The sequence below is a fragment of the Pseudomonas sp. B21-028 genome, assembly GCF_024749045.1.
GTDB lineage: Bacteria > Pseudomonadota > Gammaproteobacteria > Pseudomonadales > Pseudomonadaceae > Aquipseudomonas.
This window is the reverse complement of sequence record NZ_CP087184.1, coordinates 6,229,892-6,251,562: the sequence shown is the minus strand read 5'-3', so window position 1 is coordinate 6,251,562 and position 21,671 is coordinate 6,229,892. Positions and strand designations below refer to the sequence as shown.

Annotated in this window: 19 protein-coding genes and 1 pseudogene; 12 read left to right on the top strand and 8 right to left on the bottom strand. The window is 61.6% G+C overall.

What is annotated here, in order from left to right:
* Nucleotides 1-102 precede the first annotated feature (102 nt).
* Nucleotides 103-528 carry a cytochrome c5 family protein gene (locus tag LOY35_RS27315; RefSeq protein WP_258629211.1) on the top strand — a complete coding sequence of 142 codons (426 nt, stop codon included), beginning with the start codon at nucleotides 103-105 and terminating at the stop codon, nucleotides 526-528.
* Nucleotides 529-663: 135 nt separating this feature from the next.
* Nucleotides 664-2,586, top strand: coding sequence for an acetyl-CoA hydrolase/transferase C-terminal domain-containing protein (locus LOY35_RS27310; protein WP_258629209.1), 1,923 nt, complete (start codon nucleotides 664-666; stop codon nucleotides 2,584-2,586).
* Nucleotides 2,587-2,649: 63 nt separating this feature from the next.
* Here LOY35_RS27310 and LOY35_RS27305 read toward each other — a convergent pair whose 3' ends face one another.
* Nucleotides 2,650-3,222, bottom strand: coding sequence for a xanthine phosphoribosyltransferase (locus LOY35_RS27305; RefSeq protein WP_258629208.1), 573 nt, complete (start codon nucleotides 3,220-3,222; stop codon nucleotides 2,650-2,652).
* Nucleotides 3,223-3,278: 56 nt separating this feature from the next.
* A complete protein-coding gene (gene rep, locus LOY35_RS27300) occupies nucleotides 3,279-5,288 on the bottom strand; it encodes a DNA helicase Rep (RefSeq protein WP_258629207.1) in 2,010 nt (669 codons plus the stop codon).
* Between the two features lie 247 nt (nucleotides 5,289-5,535).
* Here rep and LOY35_RS27295 point away from each other — a divergent pair, with 247 nt between their 5' ends.
* Nucleotides 5,536-7,206: a bifunctional diguanylate cyclase/phosphodiesterase gene (locus LOY35_RS27295; RefSeq protein WP_258629205.1), complete on the top strand. Its 1,671-nt coding sequence runs from the start codon at nucleotides 5,536-5,538 to the stop codon at nucleotides 7,204-7,206.
* Between the two features lie 126 nt (nucleotides 7,207-7,332).
* Here LOY35_RS27295 and LOY35_RS27290 read toward each other — a convergent pair whose 3' ends face one another.
* Nucleotides 7,333-8,733, bottom strand: a complete 1,401-nt coding sequence (locus LOY35_RS27290; RefSeq protein ID WP_258629203.1) for a NorM family multidrug efflux MATE transporter — start codon at nucleotides 8,731-8,733, stop codon at nucleotides 7,333-7,335.
* Between the two features lie 138 nt (nucleotides 8,734-8,871).
* Here LOY35_RS27290 and LOY35_RS27285 point away from each other — a divergent pair, with 138 nt between their 5' ends.
* The 4 genes and pseudogenes from LOY35_RS27285 (at nucleotide 8,872) to LOY35_RS27275 (ending at nucleotide 13,439) form a co-directional block, all read left to right on the top strand.
* Nucleotides 8,872-9,792, top strand: coding sequence for a LysR substrate-binding domain-containing protein (locus LOY35_RS27285; RefSeq protein ID WP_258629202.1), 921 nt, complete (start codon nucleotides 8,872-8,874; stop codon nucleotides 9,790-9,792).
* 132 nt (nucleotides 9,793-9,924) lie between these two features.
* A pseudogene (locus tag LOY35_RS28730) lies at nucleotides 9,925-11,052 on the top strand (Cache 3/Cache 2 fusion domain-containing protein); the annotation flags it as partial.
* 42 nt (nucleotides 11,053-11,094) lie between these two features.
* A complete protein-coding gene (locus LOY35_RS28725) occupies nucleotides 11,095-11,955 on the top strand; it encodes a methyl-accepting chemotaxis protein (protein WP_408981268.1) in 861 nt (286 codons plus the stop codon).
* A 269-nt stretch (nucleotides 11,956-12,224) separates the two neighbouring features.
* On the top strand, nucleotides 12,225-13,439 hold the full coding sequence (locus tag LOY35_RS27275; protein ID WP_258629199.1) for an aldose 1-epimerase family protein: 1,215 nt from the start codon (nucleotides 12,225-12,227) through the stop codon (nucleotides 13,437-13,439).
* 6 nt (nucleotides 13,440-13,445) lie between these two features.
* On the opposite strand, the gene LOY35_RS27270 is transcribed toward LOY35_RS27275, so the two are convergent.
* A complete protein-coding gene (locus LOY35_RS27270) occupies nucleotides 13,446-14,939 on the bottom strand; it encodes a YifB family Mg chelatase-like AAA ATPase (protein ID WP_258629198.1) in 1,494 nt (497 codons plus the stop codon).
* A 200-nt stretch (nucleotides 14,940-15,139) separates the two neighbouring features.
* On the opposite strand from LOY35_RS27270, the gene LOY35_RS27265 reads away from it, so the two are divergent.
* The gene (locus tag LOY35_RS27265) at nucleotides 15,140-16,417 is read left to right on the top strand and encodes a sensor histidine kinase (RefSeq protein WP_258629197.1); all 1,278 of its coding nucleotides are present in this window, start codon (nucleotides 15,140-15,142) and stop codon (nucleotides 16,415-16,417) included.
* Nucleotides 16,418-16,437: 20 nt separating this feature from the next.
* Here the strand turns inward: LOY35_RS27265 and LOY35_RS27260 are convergent, their stop codons facing one another.
* Nucleotides 16,438-16,698, bottom strand: coding sequence for an accessory factor UbiK family protein (locus tag LOY35_RS27260; protein WP_258629196.1), 261 nt, complete (start codon nucleotides 16,696-16,698; stop codon nucleotides 16,438-16,440).
* A 209-nt stretch (nucleotides 16,699-16,907) separates the two neighbouring features.
* On the bottom strand, nucleotides 16,908-17,114 hold the full coding sequence (locus LOY35_RS27255; protein ID WP_258629195.1) for a hypothetical protein: 207 nt from the start codon (nucleotides 17,112-17,114) through the stop codon (nucleotides 16,908-16,910).
* On the opposite strand from LOY35_RS27255, the gene glnK reads away from it, so the two are divergent.
* The 4 genes from glnK (at nucleotide 17,113) to sutA (ending at nucleotide 19,882) form a co-directional block, all read left to right on the top strand.
* Nucleotides 17,113-17,451, top strand: coding sequence for a P-II family nitrogen regulator (glnK, locus tag LOY35_RS27250; RefSeq protein WP_002555808.1), 339 nt, complete (start codon nucleotides 17,113-17,115; stop codon nucleotides 17,449-17,451). The genes LOY35_RS27255 and glnK overlap by 2 nt on opposite strands.
* Nucleotides 17,452-17,484: 33 nt before the next feature.
* Entirely contained in the window at nucleotides 17,485-18,819 is a 1,335-nt protein-coding gene (locus tag LOY35_RS27245; RefSeq protein WP_258629193.1) for an ammonium transporter, read from the top strand.
* A gap of 212 nt (nucleotides 18,820-19,031) precedes the next feature.
* Nucleotides 19,032-19,457 (top strand): secondary thiamine-phosphate synthase enzyme YjbQ, encoded by a 426-nt coding sequence (locus LOY35_RS27240; protein ID WP_024780561.1) that lies wholly within the window; start codon nucleotides 19,032-19,034, stop codon nucleotides 19,455-19,457.
* A gap of 101 nt (nucleotides 19,458-19,558) precedes the next feature.
* Nucleotides 19,559-19,882: a transcriptional regulator SutA gene (gene sutA / locus LOY35_RS27235; RefSeq protein ID WP_258629192.1), complete on the top strand. Its 324-nt coding sequence runs from the start codon at nucleotides 19,559-19,561 to the stop codon at nucleotides 19,880-19,882.
* Nucleotides 19,883-20,069: 187 nt separating this feature from the next.
* On the opposite strand, the gene LOY35_RS27230 is transcribed toward sutA, so the two are convergent.
* Together LOY35_RS27230 and xerC are read right to left on the bottom strand one after the other, a co-directional pair.
* A complete protein-coding gene (locus LOY35_RS27230) occupies nucleotides 20,070-20,774 on the bottom strand; it encodes an HAD family hydrolase (protein ID WP_258629191.1) in 705 nt (234 codons plus the stop codon).
* Nucleotides 20,771-21,670 carry a tyrosine recombinase XerC gene (gene xerC, locus LOY35_RS27225; RefSeq protein ID WP_258633749.1) on the bottom strand — a complete coding sequence of 300 codons (900 nt, stop codon included), beginning with the start codon at nucleotides 21,668-21,670 and terminating at the stop codon, nucleotides 20,771-20,773. Before xerC ends, LOY35_RS27230 begins: the two co-directional genes overlap by 4 nt.
* Between the last annotated feature and the right edge of the window lies 1 nt (nucleotide 21,671).

Sequence of the window (21,671 nt, the reverse complement as noted above, 5' to 3'; positions counted from 1 at the left end):
TTGTGACTTTAGGGTTGTTTCAGTGTGACAGGCTTACCGCTATACTTGCGCCCGCCTGCAACCGTGGCCGCAGGCGTGACTAGCCACCATGAGGGTGTACGCGTGAACCTAATTATGAAAATGCTGGCTGCACCAGCAACCGTATTGGCCCTTTGGGCAGTCAGTGCCCAAGCGGCAACCAACGACGAAATCGCCAAGCGCCTCGAGCCGGTCGGCCAGGTTTGCGTTGCGGGACAGGAATGCAAGGGCATGGAAGTGGCTGTTGCGGCGGGTGGCGGCGGCAAGAAGACGCCGGATGACGTAATCGCTAAACATTGCGGGGCTTGCCACACTGCAGGCGTGCTGGGCGCTCCCAAAATCGGTGACAGCGGAGCTTGGGGCGAACGAGCCAAGAAAGAAGGCGGCGTTGACGGTCTGCTGGCTAAAGCCATCTCCGGTATCAATTCCATGCCGCCTAAAGGTACCTGCGCCGATTGCTCGGATGAAGAACTCAAAGGCGCCATCCAAAAGATGTCCGGCCTGAAATAAGCCAGCATCCTTCGAAAAAGCCGCTTTCGAGCGGCTTTTTTGCGCCTTGGAAACGACCACTCAGGACTATTCATCGCAACCAAGACCCGGCAAGCTCGGTCCAACCCACATTCACGGAATGACCCGGAGGGTAGGATGGTGCAATTGTGTTCAATCGAGCAGGCAGTGGATGACGTCCTGGAACGCCTGCCAGCGCATATCCATCTCGGCATGCCCCTGGGGTTGGGCAAACCCAACCTGTTCGCCAACGCGCTGTACCGGCGCATCGCCCAACTGCCCGAACGACAACTGATTATCTACACGGCCCTGAGCCTGGGCCGGCCGAACCTGGGCGATGGTTTGCAGAAGCGTTTTCTCGAGCCCTTCATCGAACGGGTTTTCGGCGATTATCCAGAGCTTGATTACCTGGCCGATCTGCAACGGGACAGCCTGCCGCCCAACATCCGGGTCGAGCAGTTCTTTCTGCAACCCGGGAGCCTGCTGGACAGCGCTTCGGCCCAGCAGAACTACGTCAGCAGCAACTACAGTCACGCCGCCCGGGACATCAACGCCGCCGGCTTGAACCTGATCGCGCAACTGGTGGCGAGCGATCCGCAGCATCCGGATCGCCTGAGCCTGAGTTGCAACCCCGACATCACCCTCGACCTGCTGCCAATGATCGAGAAGCGGCGGGCGGCAGGGGAGACCATCCTCATGGTCGGTCAGGTCCATAGCGATCTGCCCTACATGCCGGGGGATGCGGAAATCGGCATCGACGCTTTCGATCTGTTGATCGACGAGAAGGACAGCCACACGCTGTTTTCCACGCCGAACATGCCGGTGGGGTTCCAGGACCATTTCATCGGCCTGCACGCAAGCAGCCTGGTGCGTGATGGCGGCACGCTGCAGATCGGTATTGGCTCGATGGGCGATGCGCTGACGGCGGCGCTGCTGGCGCGTCAGGCGGATAACGCCGGGTATCGGGAGTTACTGGATGACCTGAACCTCAGCCAGTGGGCGCAACTGATCGAACGCGAGGGTGGGGTCGAGCCGTTTGCCAAGGGGCTGTACGGTTGCAGTGAGATGTTCGTCAACGGTTTGCTGGTACTGGCGGAGGCCGGGATCATCCGGCGCAAGGTTTACCCCGACGAGTCGACCCAGGAGCGGGCCAATGCGGGTACGCTCGACGAGGCGGCCCAGCCCGATGGCATCTGTGTCCATGGCGGTTTCTTTCTTGGCCCGTGCAGTTTCTACCAGCGCTTGCACGAGTTGCCGCAGAGCCGCCGGCTCGAATTCAACATGACCCGCATCAGCTACATCAACGAGTTGTATGGCCAGGAACGCCTCAAGCGTTTGCAGCGTCTTGATGCCCGCTTCATCAATACCGTGTTCACCATGACCCTGCTGGGCGCCGGGGTGGCCGATCAGTTGGAAGACGGACGGGTGCTCAGCGGTGTGGGCGGGCAGTACAACTTCGTCGCCCAGGGGCATGCGCTGGAAGGCGCGCGTTCCATTTTGCTCTTGCGCAGTTGGCGGGAGTCCGGGGGCGAGATCAGTTCGAACATTGTCTGGGAATACGGCCATTGCACGATTCCCCGGCACCTGCGGGACATCGTGGTGACCGAATACGGTATCGCCGACCTGCGGGGCAAGACCGATGCCGCGGTGATCGAAGCGTTGCTGAACATCAGCGATTCACGCTTCCAGCCGGGGCTGATCGAGCACGCGCAGAATGCGGGCAAATTACCGAAGGATTTCCGTCTCGACCCGCGGTTCGCCGACAACACGTCGGAGCGCTTGCGGGCGATCCAGGCGCGGCATCCGAATCTGTTTCCGGAGTATCCGCTGGGCGCTGACTTCGATGGGGTGGAGCGGGACCTGTTGCGGGCGCTGAACTGGCTCAAGAGCAAATTCAAGCTCACTGAAATGCTCGAATTGGGCAAGGCCGCGCTGGATGCCCCGGAGCCTTCGTTATACCCCGAGCATCTGGAGCGGATGCAACTGGCGAGCACCGATGGGCTGAAGGAAGACCTGTTCCAGCGCTTGTTGCTCGCGGGCCTCAAGGCCACTGCGCAATAGCGGCCGACCCGAAACCTTGTGGGAGCGAGCAGGCTCGCTCCCACAGAGGGGGATTCGTGGCGGTCAGTCGATGAAGGTCACCACCCCGCCCGTCAGGGATTTCACCCGCGCCAGGGACTCGACACGATAGCCCTGGGCATCGAGTTCCGCGCGGCCACCCTGGAACGACTTCTCGATCACGATCCCCAGCCCGGCCACGGTGGCGCCGGCCTGTTTGATGATGGAAATCAGCGCCTGGGAGGCTTTGCCGTTGGCCAGGAAGTCATCGATGATCAGCACCCGGTCGCTGCTGGTCAGGTGACGGGGGCTGATGGCCACGGTGCTTTCGGTCTTTTTGGTGAACGAATACACGGTCGCCGACAGCAGGTTTTCCGTCAGGGTCAGGGACTGTTGCTTGCGGGCGAAAATCACCGGCACGCCAAGATTCAGGCCGGTCATGATGGCCGGGGCGATACCCGAGGCTTCGATGGTGACGATCTTGGTGATGCCCGAGTCCTTGAACAGCGCGGCGAACTCATCGCCGATCTGTTTCATCAATTGCGGGTCGATCTGGTGGTTCAGGAACGCGTCGACTTTCAGGACCTGGTCGGAAAGGACGATGCCTTGCTCACGGATTTTCTGGTGCAGGGCTTCCATGAAGCCTCCTCTGATAACGCCTCAAGGGCTCTGAAGGCGGGGAAAAGTAGTCGATTCTAGCGCTTTAGCATCGCTCGTATATCGGCCAAAGCGCTGTTGCCGCGAACGGCTTTTACTTCAGTCGGGGTGTCGTCGTTGCCTTCCCAGGCCAAGTCGTCCGGCGGTAGCTCATCGAGAAAGCGGCTCGGCGCGCAGTCGATCACTTCGCCGTATTGCTTGCGCTTGGCGGCAAAGGTGAAGGCCAGCGTCTGGCGGGCCCGGGTAATACCCACGTAAGCCAGGCGCCGTTCTTCTTCGATGGTGTCGGCCTCGATGCTGGAACGGTGCGGCAGGATTTCTTCTTCCATGCCCATGATGAACACGTAAGGGAATTCCAGGCCTTTGGACGCGTGCAGCGTCATCATCTGCACGCCTTCGGCACCGTCTTCCTCTTCTTGCTGACGCTCGAGCATGTCCCGCAGCACGAGTTTGCCGATGGCGTCCTCGACGGTCATCTCACCGTCTTCGTCTTTTTCCAGGGTGTTCTTCAAGGCTTCGATCAGGAACCAGACGTTGCCCATGCGGTAGTCGGCGGCCTTGTCGCTGGAGCTGTTGGTGCGCAGCCAGTTCTCGTAGTCGATGTCCATGACCATGCTGCGCAGGGCCGCGATCGGGTCTTCCCCGGCGCACTGCTCGCGGACGCGGTCCATGAAGCGCTTGAAGCGCGCCAGGCGGTCGGTGAAACGGCTGTCCAGGTGTTCGCCCAGGCCGATTTCGTCGGTGGCGGCGTACATCGAGATCTTGCGCTCGGTGGCGTAGTTGCCGAGTTTCTCCAGCGTGGTCGAGCCGATTTCCCGACGCGGAACGTTGATCACCCGCAGGAAGGCGTTGTCATCGTCCGGGTTCACGATCAGGCGGAAATAGGCCATCAGGTCCTTCACTTCCTGACGGCCGAAGAAGCTGTTGCCCCCCGACAGACGATAGGGAATCTGGTGATGCTGCAACTTCAACTCGATCAGCTTGGCCTGGTAGTTGCCGCGGTACAGGATTGCAAAATCGCTGTACGGCCGGTCGGTGCGCAGGTGCAGGCTGAGGATTTCCATGGCCACGCGCTCGGCTTCGGCGTCTTCGTTGCGGCAGCGGATCACACGGATCTCGTCGCCGTGGCCCATCTCGCTCCAGAGCTGCTTTTCGAACTCGTGGGGGTTGTTGGAAATCAGCACGTTGGCGCAGCGTAGGATGCGGCTGGTGGAGCGGTAGTTCTGCTCCAGCATCACCACTTTGAGCGACGGATAGTCTTCCTTGAGCAGCATCAGGTTTTCCGGACGCGCGCCACGCCAGGCGTAGATCGACTGGTCGTCGTCGCCCACCACGGTGAACTGGTTGCGCTTGCCAATGAGCAGTTTCACCAGCAGGTACTGGCTGGCGTTGGTGTCCTGGTATTCGTCCACCAGCAGGTAGCGAACCTTGTTCTGCCATTTTTCGAGGATGTCGGCGTGTTCCTGGAACAGCTTGACCGGCAGCAGGATCAGGTCGTCGAAGTCCACCGCATTGAACGCCTTGAGCGTGCGCTGGTAATGGGTGTAGACGATGGCAGCGGTCTGCTCCTTGGGGTTGCGGGCGTTTTCCAGGGCTTCGGCAGGCAGCACCAGGTCGTTTTTCCAGGCGCCGATCATGTTCTTGATCTCGTCGACGCCGTCGTCGCCCGCGTACTCCTTCTGCATGATGTCGGTCATCAGGGCCTTGACGTCGGTCTCGTCGAAAATCGAGAAGCCCGGCTTGTAGCCCAGTCGCACGTGTTCCTTGCGGATGATGTTCAGGCCCAGGTTGTGGAAGGTGCAGACCGTCAGGCCACGGCCTTCGCCGGCGCGCAGCAGGCCGCCGACCCGTTCTTTCATTTCCCGGGCGGCCTTGTTGGTAAAGGTCATGGCGACGATGTACTGGGCGCGGATGCCACAGTTCTGGATCAGGTGCGCGATCTTGCGGGTAATCACGCTGGTCTTGCCGGAGCCTGCACCGGCGAGCACCAAAAGAGGGCCGCCGACATAGTTCACGGCTTCTTGCTGCCGGGGATTGAGTCGGGACATGACAGGGTCAGGGAGTCGTTTGCGAAAAATGGGTCGGCATTTTAACAGGCTTGGAGAATTGTGCTGCCCTGTCCGACATCAGGCCGTTTCGCCGCCTTGCCGCAGGGATTTGGGGTGAATTGGCGCTGATGTTCGGCCCGGAATGGAAAAAAATCGGCAGAAGCCGGTTTTTGAGAACTATTGGCACTGGTCATTGTCGGTCGGCAAGTCATAATGCCCAGCGCCTACCAGAGTCTACGGAGTCAGCTTGTCCACGCCTGTCGAACCCTTGCGTTTGCTGTTATTGGCCGAAGAGCCTGAGTGGTCAGCGATATTACGCGAGTGCCTGGCACCCATGGCGGGTTCGGTCGTGTTGATCATTGCCCCGAGCTGGGAGTCGGTCAGCAGCCTGTTCGAAGACAATCGCAACGCGGTGCTGTTGACGGTCGCAGCCTTGCAACCGGCTCCCGGCCGTTGTCCTCTGCCGACCATCCTGCTGCTGGAACACGAGCCCGCGACACTGCCCGATGGCGCCAGCGACTGGCTGGTGCGTGACCTGCTCGATACCGCGACCCTGCGCCGTTGCCTGCGTCATGTGCGTGAGCGCGGCGTACTGGAAAGCACCTTGCAGCGTCTCGCCGAACAGGACCCGCTGACCGGCATTGCGAACCGCCAGGGGTTCCAGACCCTGCTGGCGGCGCGCCTGGCTGAAAGCGAAGGCCGGGGCCTGGCGCTCGGTCACCTGGACCTGGACAACTTCCGTCACGCCAACGACGCCCTCGGGCATCAGGCCGGCGATCGCTTGATCCTGCAGGTGGTCTCGCGTCTCAAGGGGGCGCTCGAAGCCGGCGATCAACTGGCGCGGCTGGGCAGCGACGAGTTCGCCTTGCTGATCGACACCCGCCGGGCGCCTCTGCGGGCCGAATGGATGGCCGAGCGCATTACCCAGGCCATGGCCGAGCCCTATTGGGTGGACGGCGAAAGCCTGCTGATCGGCTGCAGCCTGGGCATCGCCCACGCTCGGGCCCAGGCGGGTGCCGATCCGCTGATGTGGCACGCCCACATCGCCATGCAACAGGCCAAGAGCACCCAGGGGTGCACCTTCCATGTCTTCAACGAGCGCATCAACCGCAACGCCCGCAGCCTCGCCGACCTGGAAAGCGAACTGCGCCGGGCGCTGCGTCGTGACGAGCTGGAGCTGCACTACCAGCCCCGCCTCGACCTCGAGGGCGGCCACATCGTCGGCCTCGAAGCGCTGGTGCGCTGGCGTCACGGCGAGCGCGGGCTGCTGCCACCGAGTGAATTCGTGCCACTGGCCGAACAGAGCGGCCTGATCGTCCCACTGGGTTACTGGGTGATTTCCCGCGCCCTGCGGGATATGCAGGCCTTGCGCGAACGCGGTCTGGCGCCGCTGCACATGGCGGTCAACCTGTCGTTCCGGCAGTTCCAGGACAGCCAGTTGCTGCCGACCTTGAGCCGGCTGATCGCCGAACGGGGCGTTGAAGCCCAGTGGCTGGAGTTCGAACTCACCGAAACCGCGGTCATGCGCCGCAGCGAACTGGTCAAGCAGACCATGGATGCCCTCGGCCGTCTGGGGGTGCGTTTTTCCCTGGACGACTTCGGCACCGGCTTTTCTTCGTTCGTGCACCTCAACAGCCTCCCCATCGCCCTGCTCAAGATCGACAAGAGTTTCGTCGGCGGCATGGAGCAACGCGAGGAGAACCGCAAGCTGGTGCACGCGATGATCAACCTGGCCCACAACCTCAACCTGGAGGTGGTGGCCGAGGGTGTGGAAACCCGTGAGCAACTGGACCTGTTGCGCGGCTTCGGTTGCGATCAGGTGCAGGGGTTCCTGATCAGCAAACCGTTGCCGTTGCCTGAGTTGGTGGAATATCTGACGTTCGATGAGCATCAGGCAACGCGGGACTTGGTGGTCTGACCCCAAGCCGGCGGGCTGGCAAAATCCCCTGTGGGAGCGAGCCTGCTCGCGATGGCAGTCGATCAGTCTAGATCGATGTATCAGGCACACCGCTATCGCGAGCAGGCTCGCTCCCACACCGGAGGTTCATTCAGTCTGGATGATCTCGAAACCCTGTTGTCCCGACTCACTCCTGATCATCCGCTTCATCTTCTCTTCGAATGCCAGCGTCAGGCTCACCGCTGCGCAGGCCAGCCCCAGGGCCAGTCCCCACCAGACACCGGTCGGCCCCCAGTTCAGGTGAAACGCCATCCACCAGGCCGCCGGCGCGCCAATCAGCCAATAACAGCCCAGGCCCACGAGGAACGTGGTCTTGGCGTCCTTGAGCCCGCGGATGCAGCCCATGGCGATGGTCTGGGTGCCGTCGAACAGTTCGAACCACGCCGCCACGGCCAGCAGGCTCACCGCCAAGTCGATCACCGGACGGAACGCCGGGTCGTTGTGGTCCAGGAACAAGCCGATCAACTGATTCGGCAACAGCCAGAACACCATGGCGAAGGTCAGCATCACCGCGGCGCCGAAGCCAATGCCGACCCGTCCGGCCAGTCGCGCCATCAGCAGTTGACCGGCGCCGTAGTGCTGGCCGATGCGCATGGTGATTGCGTACGACATACCTGCCGGAACCATGAACGCCACTGAAACGATCTGCAGGGCGATCTGATGGGCCGCCAACGGCGTGCTGCCCATGGTGCCCATGCACAGCGCGGCGAACGCGAACAGCCCGACTTCCACGGCATAGGTGCCGCCAATCGGCAGGCCCAGGCGCCACAGCTCCTTGAGGTACTGGCGATTCGGTCGGAACAGCCCCTCAAGCAGTGGGTATCCGCGGTATGCCGGATGCCGGTGAATATGCCAGGCCAGCGCCAGGGCCATGCAGCTGGCAACGATGGCCGTGACCAGGCCGATGCCCATCAAGCCCAGTTTCGGCAGCCCGAACATACCGGTGATAAGCGCGTAGTTGAGCAGGAAGTTGGCCACCGTGCCGCCGAGGCTGATCACCATGACCGGCGTGGCCCGGCCGATGGCGCTGGTAAAGCCGCGCAAGGCCATGAAGCTCAGATAGCCGGGCAAGGCAAACGGCAGCACCAGCAGGAATTGTCCGGCGGACAGCACGTTGGTTTCGGTCTGGCCGAACATCAGCAGCACCGGCTTGAGGTTCCACAGCAGCAACCCTGCGACCAGCGCCATCAGCCAGGCCAGCCACAACCCGGCCTGGGTCAGTCGGGTGGCCCCCTCGATGTCGCCAGCGCCGTGACGGATCGCCACCAGCGTGCCCACCGCCGCGATCACGCCGATGCAGAAAATCGACACGAATGAATAACTCGCCGCCCCCAGTCCGCCGCCGGCCAGGGCTTCGGGGCTCAGGCGCGCCATCATCAAGGTGTCGGTGAGGACCATCAACATGTGCGCCAGCTGCGAGGCAATCAACGGCCCCGCCAGCCGCAGGATGGCCCGGAGTTCGGTACGCACGGGATGCTGCATGATCATCACGCTCCATGTTCAAACAAGGCTGTAGAGCAACGATTCTCGGCGCTTGCGATGCTTTGCACAAAAGGATAAAAGCGATGGCAGATATGATTAAAACTCATGTATAGGATCTTTTTGCCAGGACTGGAGCGTTTCCCGATGTCGCGTCGTCTTCCACCTCTTTATGCGCTGCGGGCATTCGAAGCGGCGGCGCGCTACAGTTCGTTCACCCGGGCCGCGGAAGAGTTGTCGATTACCCAGAGTGCGGTCAGCCGCCACATCCGCACGCTCGAGGAGCATTTTGCCTGCCGGCTGTTCCAGCGCAGCGGTCGCAATCTGCAATTGACCGAAGCGGCGCGGTTGCTGCTGCCAGGCATCCGCGATGGCTTCATGGCGTTGGAACGGGCCTGCCATACGCTGTCGGGTGAGGACGGCATCTTGCGCATGAAGGCTCCCTCGACCCTGACCATGCGCTGGCTGCTGGCGCGCCTGAGTCGCTTCCGACATCTGCAGCCGGGCAATGAGGTACAGCTGACCAGCGCCTGGATGGACGTCGATTCGGTGGACTTCAATACCGAACCTTTCGATTGTGCGGTGTTGCTGGGCAACGGACATTTTCCGGCGGATTGGGAGGCCAGTTTTCTGTTCCCCGAGGAACTGATCCCGGTGGGCGCGCCGAATCTGTTGGACGATCAACCGTGGGATGTGCAGCGGCTGGCCAACGCCGAACTGCTCCATCCCACGCCGGACCGTCGCGACTGGCGCAGCTGGCTGGCGCGCATGGGTTTGTCCGACAAGGTCTCGCTCAAGGGCGGGCAGGTGTTCGATACGCTGGAGTTGGGCATGATTGCGGCGGCACGCGGTTACGGTGTTTCCATGGGTGATCTGTTGATGGTGGCCGAGGATGTGGCCCAAGGGCGCTTGAGCCTGCCGTGGCCGACCGCCGTCGCCAGTGGCGAGCACTATTATCTGGTCTGGCCGAAAACCCGCCCGGGAGGTGAACGTTTGCGTCGGCTCAGCGACTTTCTGCAAGGCGAAGTCAAGGCCATGCAAATGCCTGTGGTGGAGCGTCTTGGCTGAAACGTTGCAGTACGATTAGTGGCATCCTGACATTAATCCTTCCTGGCCGCTCAAGTATCTGGCTTTGCGGCCGAACCCGTGACATGGAACCCTCGTTCAGAAAGGGCAAAACATATACCTACCTTGAATAAAATGCCGAGCGTGCGACGTGATCAGGATGATCCGGTGTCTCGGCCAGGAGCCGTCATGTCTCAACCCCGTGCCCGGATTGCCTCACAGCTAGGCCTTGCCCTTGCCGTGATACTGGCGATCGTGATCTCCGGCAGTACCGTCTTCGCCTTGCGTTCGCTGGACGCCGCCAACCTCGCCACCCGTGAAGAACATCTGGCCAGCGAAGCGCGCCTGATGGCCGATCAGCTCAATACCTTCCATGGCACCTTGCGCGAAAGCACGCAGCGCTTGGCTGGCCTGTTCGAGAAGCGCTTCAGCGCGGGCCTGCAAGTGCACCCGGACCAACCGGTTGCGGTGGCAGGCGTGCAGACGCCGAGCCTGAGCCTGGGCAGCGAAGTGCTGAACAACAACTTCAAGGAAGTTGACGAGTTCAAGCAGATGACCGCCGGGACCGCCACCGTGTTCGTGCGCAGCGGCGACGATTTCATCCGCGTCAGTACGTCGGTGGCCAAGCAGGACGGTTCGCGAGCCATTGGTACCGTGCTTGACCATGCCAGCCCGGCCTACGCCCGCTTGACCAGTGGGCAGAGCTATATTGGCCGTGTCTTGCTCTTTGGCCGTTACTACATGACCCAGTACAGCCCGGTGCAGGACAGCAGTGGCAAGATCATCGCTGCGCTATATGTCGGTTTCGACTACACCGACGCGCAAAATGCGCAGTTCGAGAACCTCAAGCGCTTCCATATAGGCAAGACCGGCTCGTTGGCCCTGCTGGATGAGCAAAACAAATGGCTGGTGCCGCCGGCCAGGGTCCAGGCCCTTGATGCCGCCGTCACCACCGTCGCAGGTTTGGTAAAAGAACCGGGCAAGGGCGCGTTCTGGAGCGATACCGCGGAAGATTTCTACAGCGTTGCCGTACCGTTCGAGGGGGGACCATGGGCGGTGGTGGCGAGCATGCCAAAGGCCGAGATTCGCGAGGTGACCTGGAGCGTCGGTACGCAGCTGGCCATTGGCAGCCTGTTGGCAATGCTGCTGGCGGTCGGTGCGGCGATGTGGCTGCTGCGCAGCAAGCTGGCCCCCCTGGGCGATCTGGTGCGTCAGGCCGAAGCGCTGGGCGCCGGCGACCTGAGCGTACGCCTGAGCGTGTCGAGCCATGACGAAATCGGCCAACTGTCCCGTGCTTTCAATCAGATGAGCCAGGCGTTGTCGACCATGGTCGAGCACATCCGCAAGGCCTCCCAGGAGGTCAACAGCCGTGCCCAGACCTTGTCGGGGCTGTCCAGCGGTGCCTATGAGGGGATGGAGCAGCAGTCCGGCGAAATCACCAGCATGGCCGGCGCGGTGGAAGAGTTCAGCGCTACTTCGTTGAACATTGCCGACAACATGGGCAATACCGAGCGGCTGGCTCAGGAAAACACCCAGCAGACGCGTATCGGTCGGACATCGATGGATGAAGCGTCTTCCTCCCTGGAGCAGATTGCCGGGGCGTTGAACAGCACCGCCACGGTCATCAACACCTTGGGCCAGCGTTCCCAGGAAATCGGCGGAATTGTTGGCGTGATCACCTCGATCGCCGAGCAGACCAACCTGCTGGCCCTGAACGCTGCCATCGAAGCCGCCCGTGCAGGCGAGCAGGGGCGTGGTTTCGCCGTGGTGGCGGATGAGGTCCGCAGCCTGGCCTCCCGCACCCGTCAGGCCACTGACGAGATCTCCAGCATGATCACCAGCATCCAGCAGGAAACCGGCAACGCCATCAGCACGATGGAGCAGGGCAACCTGTTGATGCAGGAAGGCCTGTCGCGCAATGCCAACGTGGCTTCGGCCCTGGCGCGCATCGACGAGCAAAGCCGTTCGGCCGGCCAGCAGTTCGCGGCGATCACCACCGCCACCCAGGAACAAAGCAGCACGGCGACCCTGCTCAGCAGCAATCTGCAGAGTATCGCCATGGCCAACAGCGAACAGCGCCAAGTGGTCTCGAACCTGGCAATCACTGCCAAGGAACTGGAAAAACTGGCGCAGGACCTGCGCCAGGAAGTTGATCGGTTCCGCTAAGACCCAATAACCGCCGCCAGCAGGCTCACCCCAGACCACTGTGGGAGCGAGCCTGCTCGCGATGGCGTCGACACAGGCGACATCTGTACGACCTGAGCTACCGGAATCGCGAGCAGGCTCCCACAGGTTTCCGGTTTCAACCGCCAAGACTCCAACCTCCCCGACTATTTTCCTCAGCGTGCTTTTTAAGGTTATTGCTGTTTTTAAGCTTGCTGAAACGTTTCTTCAAGTCTATAAAAACCGCACAACTCCAATAAAAGGCCAAGTCCATGACTCCGCTCAAACTCCTTGTCACCCTCGGCGCCCTGGGCGCTGCCTCCCACGCCATGGCCTGGGACTATGTCCTGCTCGATACCGATAAAGCCGCGCAGCCCTGGCAGATCACCAGCCAGCAGCTCGGTGTGAAAACCGACAAACCCTTTTCCGTGACGATGCGCACCCTGCACGGCGGTCGTCAGGAAGGCGTCAGCATCGTCGACATCGACAACGGCACCATGAAGCTTTCGGTCGTCCCGACCCGGGGCATGAATGTGCTGCAAGCGTCGGTCGGGAATGCGCGGATGGGGTGGGACTCGCCAGTCAAGGAAGTGGTCAATCCGGCCTTTATCGAACTCAACGGTCGTGGCGGCCTGGGATGGCTCGAAGGTTTCAACGAGTTGGTCACCCGCTGCGGTTACGAGTGGGTGGGGCACCCAGGCATGGACAATGGTGAACTGCTGACGCTGCACGGTCGCGCCGCCAATATCCCGGCCAACAAGGTCACCCTGCACATCGATGAAAAAGCGCCTTATGCCATTACCCTGAGGGGCGAGTTGAAAGAGCAGGCGTTCAAAAAGGTCGATTTTTCGGTGCAGACCGAACTGGTCACCGAACCTGGCAGCGTAACCTTCGCCCTCAACGACACGTTGACCAACAACGGCGATTATCCGAAGGAGTACCAGGCGCTCTATCACAGCAACTTCAGCACGCCGTTCCTGGAGCAGGGCGCCCGCTTCGCTGCGCCGGTCAAGCAGGTCTCGCCATTCAATGACAAGGCCAAGGGCGATCTGGCCGACTGGCAAACCTACCGCGCGCCCACCAAGGATTACGACGAAACCGTCTATAACGTGGTGCCCTACGCCGACGCCAAGGGCGACACCCTCACCGTACTGCACAACAAGGCCGGTAGTCTCGGTGTATCGGTGGGCTTCAACACCGCAACGCTCCCCGTGTTCTCCTTGTGGAAAAACACCGATACCCAAGGCCAGGGTTACGTGACCGGGCTGGAACCGGGCACCAGTTTTTCCTATAACCGCCATTACCAGCGGCCGCTGGGCCTGGTGCCCACCATCGCGCCGAAAGAGCAGAAGCACTTCCAGATCCACTACAGCCTGCTGGCGGACAAGGGCGCTGTGGACAAAGCGCTCAAACACATCGGTGAGATCCAGGGCGATCGCAAAACCGAGGTGCGAAACACGCCGTTGGTGGACCTGACCAAGCCGTGACACGGTTCAGGCCGTAGCAGGTCGGTATTGCAAGGCTTCAGCCAGATGCTCCCGGCTGATACGGCCCGCTTGCTCAAGGTCCGCCAGCGTCCGGGCGACCTTGAGCAGACGATGGGCGGCCCGCAGCGACAAGGTCAACCGTTCGCAAGCCGTTTCCAGCCACGTTTCATCGGCGGTGGATAACGTGCAGTGCCGACGCAAACCGGGCAGATCCAGAAAAGCGTTGGCACACCCCTGGCGCGTTTGCTGGCGTTCACGGGCTTCGGCCACCTGTTCGGCCACGGTGGCCGTGTCCTCTCCCGATTCGCCCCTGGGGTTCAGTGCCGTGGCTTCCCGTGCGACTGTCAGGTGCAGGTCAATGCGGTCCAGCAAGGGGCCCGAGAGCTTGTTGCGATAACGCTGCACCATGTCGGGCGTGCAGGAGCAACGGCCGCTGGGCTCGCCAAGGTATCCACAAGGGCAAGGATTCATCGCTGCCACCAGTTGGAAGCGCGCCGGGAAGCGCACGCGGTCGCGGGCGCGAGACACGACGATGTAGCCTGACTCCAATGGCTCCCGCAGGACCTCCAGTACCTTGCGGTCGAACTCCGGCAATTCATCCAGAAACAACACGCCATGATGGGCCAGGGTGATCTCGCCCGGCTGGGGTTTGGATCCTCCACCGACCAGCGCCGGACCGGATGCCGAGTGATGGGGCTGGCGAAAAGGGCGTTGCGGCCAATGGCTCAAGGGCACGCAACTGGCAACCGACTGGATCGCCGCGACCTCCAGGGCCTCGCTCTCGGCCAATGGCGGCAGCAGTCCCGGCAGACGACTGGCCAGCAGTGTCTTGCCGGTACCCGGTGGTCCGCTGAACAGCAGGTTGTGCGCGCCGGCGGCAGCGATCAGCAAGGCACGCTTGGCACCGACCTGGCCTTGCACTTCATTCAGGTCGGGGTAGGGCTTGCTGGCCGAGAGCAGCCCGTTCGAAACGAAAGGCTGGACCGGAGCGTGGCCGTTGAAGTGCGCCACCACTTCAAGCAGATGGTCCACGGCGATCACTCTCAGGCCCGACGCCAGGCAAGCTTCCTCGGCATTCGCCCGCGGTACCACCAGCATGCGTCCGGCCTTGCGTGCGGCCAGTGCTGCGGGCAATACCCCGCGCACAGGTCTTACGGCGCCGGATAATGCCAGTTCACCGAGGCATTCCACGTCGTCAAGCGTCAGGGTCGGCACCTGCACGCTGGCCGCCAGGATCCCCAAGGCAATGGCCAGGTCGAACCGCCCGCCGTCCTTTGGCAGATCCGCCGGCGCCAGGTTCAGGGTGATGCGGCGCGCCGGGAAGTTCAGCCCCGAATTGATGATCGCGCTGCGCACCCGGTCCTTGCTTTCCTTCACCGCCGCTTCTGGCAGACCGACCATCGTCAGCGACGGCAAGCCATTGGCAAGATGGACCTCTACGGTAACGGCGGGAGCCTCCACCCCCACCTGGGCGCGGCTATGGACAATGGCGAGCGACATGAATCGTTCCTTGAAAGAGATGAAAGACCGCGTCCTGCGGTGCTTGAAGGTTAGTCAGAGGGGAGTGCTTCGGCGTGGCAACTGATGAGCGAAATTTTGGCAGGATGTTGCGGGGTACGATGGCGGCCTGGGGAATGAGCAAATCGGCCTCTGCTAGACTGCAATCTGTGGCAATTCAATAGCACAGGGAGGACGCGGCCATGAACGATCTGCTGGCGCTGTTGACCGATAACCGCTTCATGCCCCACGGGCATTGCTATCTGTGGCGCCCGGATCTGCTCTGGACCAACGTGATTGCGGACGGGCTGATCACTTTCTCCTACGTCACCATTCCCTTTACGCTCATCTACTTTATCCACAAGCGCAAGGACGTGCCTTTCGACTGGATGTTGGCGGCCTTCGGCGTCTTCATCCTGGCCTGTGGGACCAGCCATGTGATGGAAATCCTGACCATCTGGCAACCCTACTACTGGCTGTCGGCGCTGGTTAAGGTGATCACCGCGGTTGCTTCGGTGATTACCGCCATCCTGCTGGTCCGGCTGGTGCCCGCAGCCCTGAAGATCCCCAGCCCGCAGCAAATGGCCCGGGTCAACGATGAGTTGCGCGAGGCTCAGGCCGAACTGGTCACTACGGCACGCCGGGCCGGCATGGCGGAAATCGCCACGAATGTGCTGCATAATGTGGGCAACGTGCTCAATAGCGTCAATGTGTCGGCCCAGGTCCTGTACGACAAAGTGCACACATCCAAAGGGCAGGGGGTCGCCAAGGTTGTTCAATTGATGAAGGAGCATTCCGATGATCTCGGCGATTTTTTCAGCAGCAACCCAAAAGGTCGCGCATTGCCGAACTATCTCGGCAAGCTGGCCGAGTCACTGGCCATCGAGCAGCAGAGCATGATCAACGAGTTGGCGCAGTTGACCAGGAGCATCGACCATATCAAGGAAATCGTCGCCACCCAGCAGTCCTATGCCGGCAACTCCAGCGTGTTGGAGTCGGGCTCGTTGCGAGAGTTGATCGAGGATGTGGTGCGCATCTGCCATGTGTCCCTGTCCCGCCATCAGGTGACGCTGGTCAAGGAGCTCAACGACATCCCGATCATGGCGCTGGATAAGCACAAGGTGCTGCAGATATTGATCAACCTGATCAACAACGCCAAACAGGCGCTCGATCCGGTCACGGATCGCCCGTCCCGGATCACCCTGCGTCTGAGGGCCGTTGACGACAAGCGCGTACGGATCGAGGTCGAGGACAACGGCGAGGGCATCTCCATGGACAATCTTCCCCGCCTGTTCGAGCACGGCTTCACGACACGCGTCGACGGCCACGGTTTCGGCCTGCACAGCTGCATCCTGGCGGCCCATGAAATGGGCGGTGAACTGACCGTACAGAGTGCCGGGCCTGGGCAGGGAGCCTTGTTTGCGTTGGAACTGCCGATAGCCGTTGATCAGGAGCAATCCCTGCACGCAGCGGGTGGTTGAGCAGGCTTTCTCGCCGCTGTTTACTCCTGCGCTGGAGCCAGCCGAGCCTCCAACTCCGCCACCTTCGCCTCCAGACTTTCCAGCCGCGCCCGGGTACGGGTCAGCACGACCATCTGACTGTCGAATTCTTCCCGGCTCACCAGGTCCAGCTTGCTGAAGCCGCTTTGCAGCAGCGCCTTGAACTGGCTTTCGATTTCGCTTTTGGGCAGCGGAGTGTCGCCGCTCAAGAGGCGGGAAGCGTGGCCGCTGAGGGCGTCGAGCAGGTCTTTGGGGGCAAGCATGGCAGCAATCCTGAAAACGATGGCGGCAGTGTATCACGCAGTGTCTATAGTCAATCCGCGTGCACCGGATGCACGTTTTTCGCGCACAGGGTCGAGCGATGTCGCACTGTTGTTGTGCGTATCGCTGCGGTTCGTGGGGCGGCGCACGTTGATGCGGCAGGTAAGTCACTGAAATCAGGGGACTTTGGCACAGATGGCAAGGTTTCTGCTTAGAGGCTCATGACCCATGCACTGATGCAGTCGTTGTGACGAATGCAGTGCAGCCAGGCGAAGCGGGGAGCTTCGTCAGGCACGGTTGACTGGCGCTGGTCGGGCAACTTGGGCCGACGATGCGTTACAAAGCCAGGCACTGCGCTTAGACTTGAGTCGGGTTTGTTTTCCTGGGGCAAGTCCACCAATTCGGGAGAGAGTTTCATGAAACTAGTCACTGCCATCATCAAGCCGTTCAAGTTGGACGATGTGCGCGAGTCGTTGTCCGAGATCGGCGTGCAGGGCATTACCGTCACTGAGGTCAAAGGCTTCGGCCGGCAGAAAGGTCACACCGAGCTGTATCGCGGCGCGGAATACGTGGTCGATTTCCTGCCCAAGGTGAAGATCGACGTCGCCATCGACGACAAGGATCTTGACCGGGTGATCGAGGCAATCACCAAGGCCGCCAACACCGGCAAGATCGGTGACGGAAAGATCTTTGTGGTCAATCTGGAACAGGCTATCCGCATCCGTACCGGCGAAACCGATACCGACGCCATCTAAGCCGCCAAACCCAACGCCCCAGGAGAAAACAATATGACTCTGCGTAAATTCGCAGGGCTAGGAGCCCTGTTGTCCTTCGTAATGCCTGGCCTGGCCATGGCGGAAGAAGCGGCAGCCCCTGTCCTCAACTCCGGCGATACCGCCTGGATGCTGACTGCCACGATTCTTGTACTGTTCATGACCATTCCTGGCCTGGCGCTGTTCTACGGCGGCATGGTTCGGTCGAAAAACCTTCTTTCCGTGATGATGCAGTGCTTTGCCATTACCGGTCTGATCAGCGTCCTGTGGGTCATTTATGGCTACAGCATTGCGTTCGACACCACCGGCATGGAGCAGGGCGTCGTCAATTTAAATTCCTTCATCGGCGGCCTGGGCAAGGCGTTCCTGGCGGGCGTGACCCCGGCGAGCATCACCGGCCCGGCGGCGCTGTTCCCTGAAGCGGTGTTCGTCACCTTCCAGATGACGTTCGCCATCATCACCCCGGCCCTGATCGTCGGCGCCTTTGCCGAGCGAATGAAGTTCTCCGCCATGCTCATCTTCATGGGCGTGTGGTTCACCCTGGTGTATGCACCGATTGCGCACATGGTCTGGTCTGGTAACGGTGGCCTGCTGTGGGACTGGGGAGTGCTGGATTTCGCTGGCGGCACCGTGGTGCACATCAACGCCGGTATCGCAGGCCTGGTGGCGTGCCTGGTACTGGGCAAGCGCAAAGGCTTCCCGACCACGCCAATGGCGCCGCATAACCTGGGTTACACCCTGATGGGCGCCGCGATGCTGTGGGTCGGCTGGTTCGGCTTCAACGCCGGTTCCGCCGTCGCTGCCAACGGCACCGCCGGCATGGCGATGCTGGTGACCCAGATTGCTACCGCCGCCGCTGCATTGGGCTGGATGTTTGCCGAGTGGATCACCCACGGTAAACCAAGTGCACTGGGCATCGCCTCGGGCGTGGTGGCGGGTCTGGTTGCGATCACTCCGGCTGCCGGCACCGTGGGCCCGATGGGTGCCCTGGTCATCGGTCTGGCCGCAGGCGTGGTGTGCTTCTTCTGCGCAACCACCCTCAAACGCAAGCTCGGCTATGACGACTCCCTGGATGCCTTCGGCGTGCACGGCATCGGCGGTATCCTCGGCGCGATCCTCACCGGCGTGTTCGCCGCGCCGGCCCTGGGTGGCTTCGGCACCGTGACTGACATTGCCGCGCAAGTGTGGATTCAAGTCAAAGGCGTGGGCTTCACGGTGATCTACACCGCGATCGTTACCTTCATCATCCTCAAGGTCCTGGACGCCGTCATGGGTCTGCGTGTCTCCGAGGAAGAAGAGGCTGTTGGCCTGGATCTGGCCCAGCACAACGAGCGTGGCTACAACCTGTAAACCCAGGCAAAAAAATATGCCCGGTTCGCCGGGCATTTTTTTGCCTGGGATTTGTCAACGCTCACAGGAGGAGCCGGTTTTTCCGAAGCCTTTTTGTCTGGTGAGCGACACGGCTTTTCCAGCGCCAAAGGCTTACATCGAAGGTGGAATATTAGGCTCTTTGTTTTTTTCCTGAGCGCGCTAGAATGCGCGCCGAGCGTGCGGAGAACTGTATGTGGCAACAGACGCTGATAACCCTGCGGGCAAGGCCCCGGGGCTTTCATCTGGTGACGGACGAGTTGCTCGCCGGCCTGCCTGAACTCCGGGCGTGTCGCGTCGGTCTGTTGCATCTGTGGCTGCAGCATACCTCGGCCTCGTTGACCATCAACGAGAACGCCGATCCGGCGGTACGTCGAGACTTCGAACGATTTTTCAATCGGCTGATCCCACAAGGAACCGCCGACTATGAGCACAACGACGAAGGCCTGGACGACCTCCCGGCGCACTTCAAGGCCAGCGTGCTGGGATGTCAGCTCAGCCTTCCGGTAACGGACGGGCGACTGGCATTGGGTACCTGGCAAGGTGTTTATCTGGGCGAGCACCGTGATCATGGCGGTGCTCGTAAAGTCCTCGCCACCTTGTACGGTGAAGGGGCATGACCGCCGATTGCCGGTGGATGTTGAATTTTTTCTGGCAGCCTTCGACAGATGGCGTAGCTGGGCTATAACTAATCTGCTTTTCGCAAGTCATGAGGTAGAACATGAGCGACGATGATCTGGAAAACGACGACCTCGAAGTCGGTGAAGAAGACGAGGCCGAAGACGGCCTGGAAGCGGCGGCTGAAGACGTTGCCGACGATGATAGCGCCGATATTCCGGCCCCGACCGCCAAGGGTAAGGCCAAGGCTGCGGTGTCGGTCGACGAGTTGCCGAGCGTAGAGGCCAAGAACAAGGAGCGTGACGCGCTCGCCAAGGCCATGGAAGAATTCCTGGCCAGGGGTGGAAAGGTGCAGGAAGTGGAGGCCAATGTGGTCGCTGATCCGCCCAAGAAGCCTGACAACAAGTACGGCAGCCGCCCTATCTGAGTTCTGCTCCCTGCTTGCTGAAAAAGCCCGCCGTCGTCGCGGGCTTTTTCATGGGCATAGGACTGTTACACAGTCCCTTGTGGGAGCGAGCCTGCTCGCGATGGCGGTGTGTCTGTTAAATGAATGTCACTGGCACTCCCTCATCGCGAGCAGGCTCGCTCCCACAGGGGTGACAGTCTTTCCAGATTCAGCCCTGGCTGTGCCACCCCGCCAACAACCCCGGCAATTCGGTCAGGCTGCGAATCTCTGCATCCGGTACATGGTCGGCGTCCCAGGCTTTGCCTGTCGGGTTGAACCACACCGCCCGCAGGCCAGCCTGTTGAGCGCCGGCGATGTCGTCGCCGGGATGGTCGCCAACATGCACGGCGGTCTGCGCCGTGGCGCCGCCGCGTTGCAAGGCTTCGTGGAACAATCGCGCATCAGGTTTGGCGATGCCGATGTCCTCGGCGCACAGCGCGAACTTGAAGTAGTCCGCCAGCCCGAGGCGACGCACATCGGCGTTGCCATTGGTGACCACGCCGAGGGCGAAGTGGTTGGCGAGGATTTCCAGGGTGGGCTGCACCTCGGGAAAGACCTCTAGTTGATGGCGAGCATGCAGGAACGTTTCGAAGCCCTGGTCCGCCAGTTCGGACGCTTGCCATTGGTCATATCCGGCTTCCTGCAGCGCACGGAACAGCACCCGCCGCCGCAATGCGCTGATGCGGTGCTTCAGGCCGGGTTCTTCGCGCAACACCTGCTCGCGAATCGAAAAAAGATGCTCGACCGGCAAGCCGCCCAGGTTCGGTGCGTTGTCGGTCAGCCACTGGCGGAGAACGGCTTCGGCCGTGGCGATCACCGGGGCGGTATCCCACAAGGTGTCGTCGAGGTCGAAAGTGATGAGCTCGATGGTCATGATTCGTCGCCCTTGATGCGTTTGGCCCTGGGATGGGCATTGTCATAGACCGTCGCCAGGTGCTGGAAGTCCAGGTGGGTATAGATCTGAGTGGTCTTGATGTCCGAGTGGCCCAGCAACTCTTGCACGGCGCGCAGGTCCTGGGAGGACTCCAGCACATGGCTGGCGAAGGAGTGCCTGAGCATGTGCGGGTGCAGGTTCTGCCCCAGCTCGCGTGCGCCGGCGGCCTTGACCCGCACCTGGATCGCCCGTGGACCGAGGCGCCGCCCCTGCTGGCTGACGAACACCGCGTCATCGGCGGGATTGCTCAGGGCGCGTAGCGGCAGCCACAGTTCCAGGGCTTCCCGGGCCTTGCGGCCAATGGGCAGCAGGCGGGTCTTGCTGCCCTTGCCGAGTACCTGGACCATGCCGTCGGCCAGGTCCAGTTGATCCAGATTCAACCCTGTCAGTTCGGAAAGCCGCAGGCCGGAGGAATAGAACAGTTCGAGAATCGCCTGGTCCCGTCGCGCCAGGAAATCATCTTCGACCGCGCCTTCAAGTAATTGCAGGGCGCGGTCGGTGTCGAGGGTTTTCGGCAGGCGGCGCTCGCCCTTGGGCGGTGCCAGGCCGGTGGCCGGATCGTGATCGCACAGGCCTTCGCGGTTGAGGTAGTGATACAGCCCGCGTACCGCCGAGAGCAGGCGCGCCAGGCTACGGGAAGACTGTCCCTGCTGATGCAGGCGCGCCACCAGGCTGCGCAGGCGCTGAATGTCCAGCGCCTGCCAACTGCCGACGTTCTGCTTCTGGCACCAGCCCAGCACTTTTTCCAGGTCGCGGCGATAGGCCGATAACGTGTGGGGTGACACCTGGCGCTCACTGCGCAGATGTTCGCAGTAGGCGTCCAGCTGTCGTTCCATC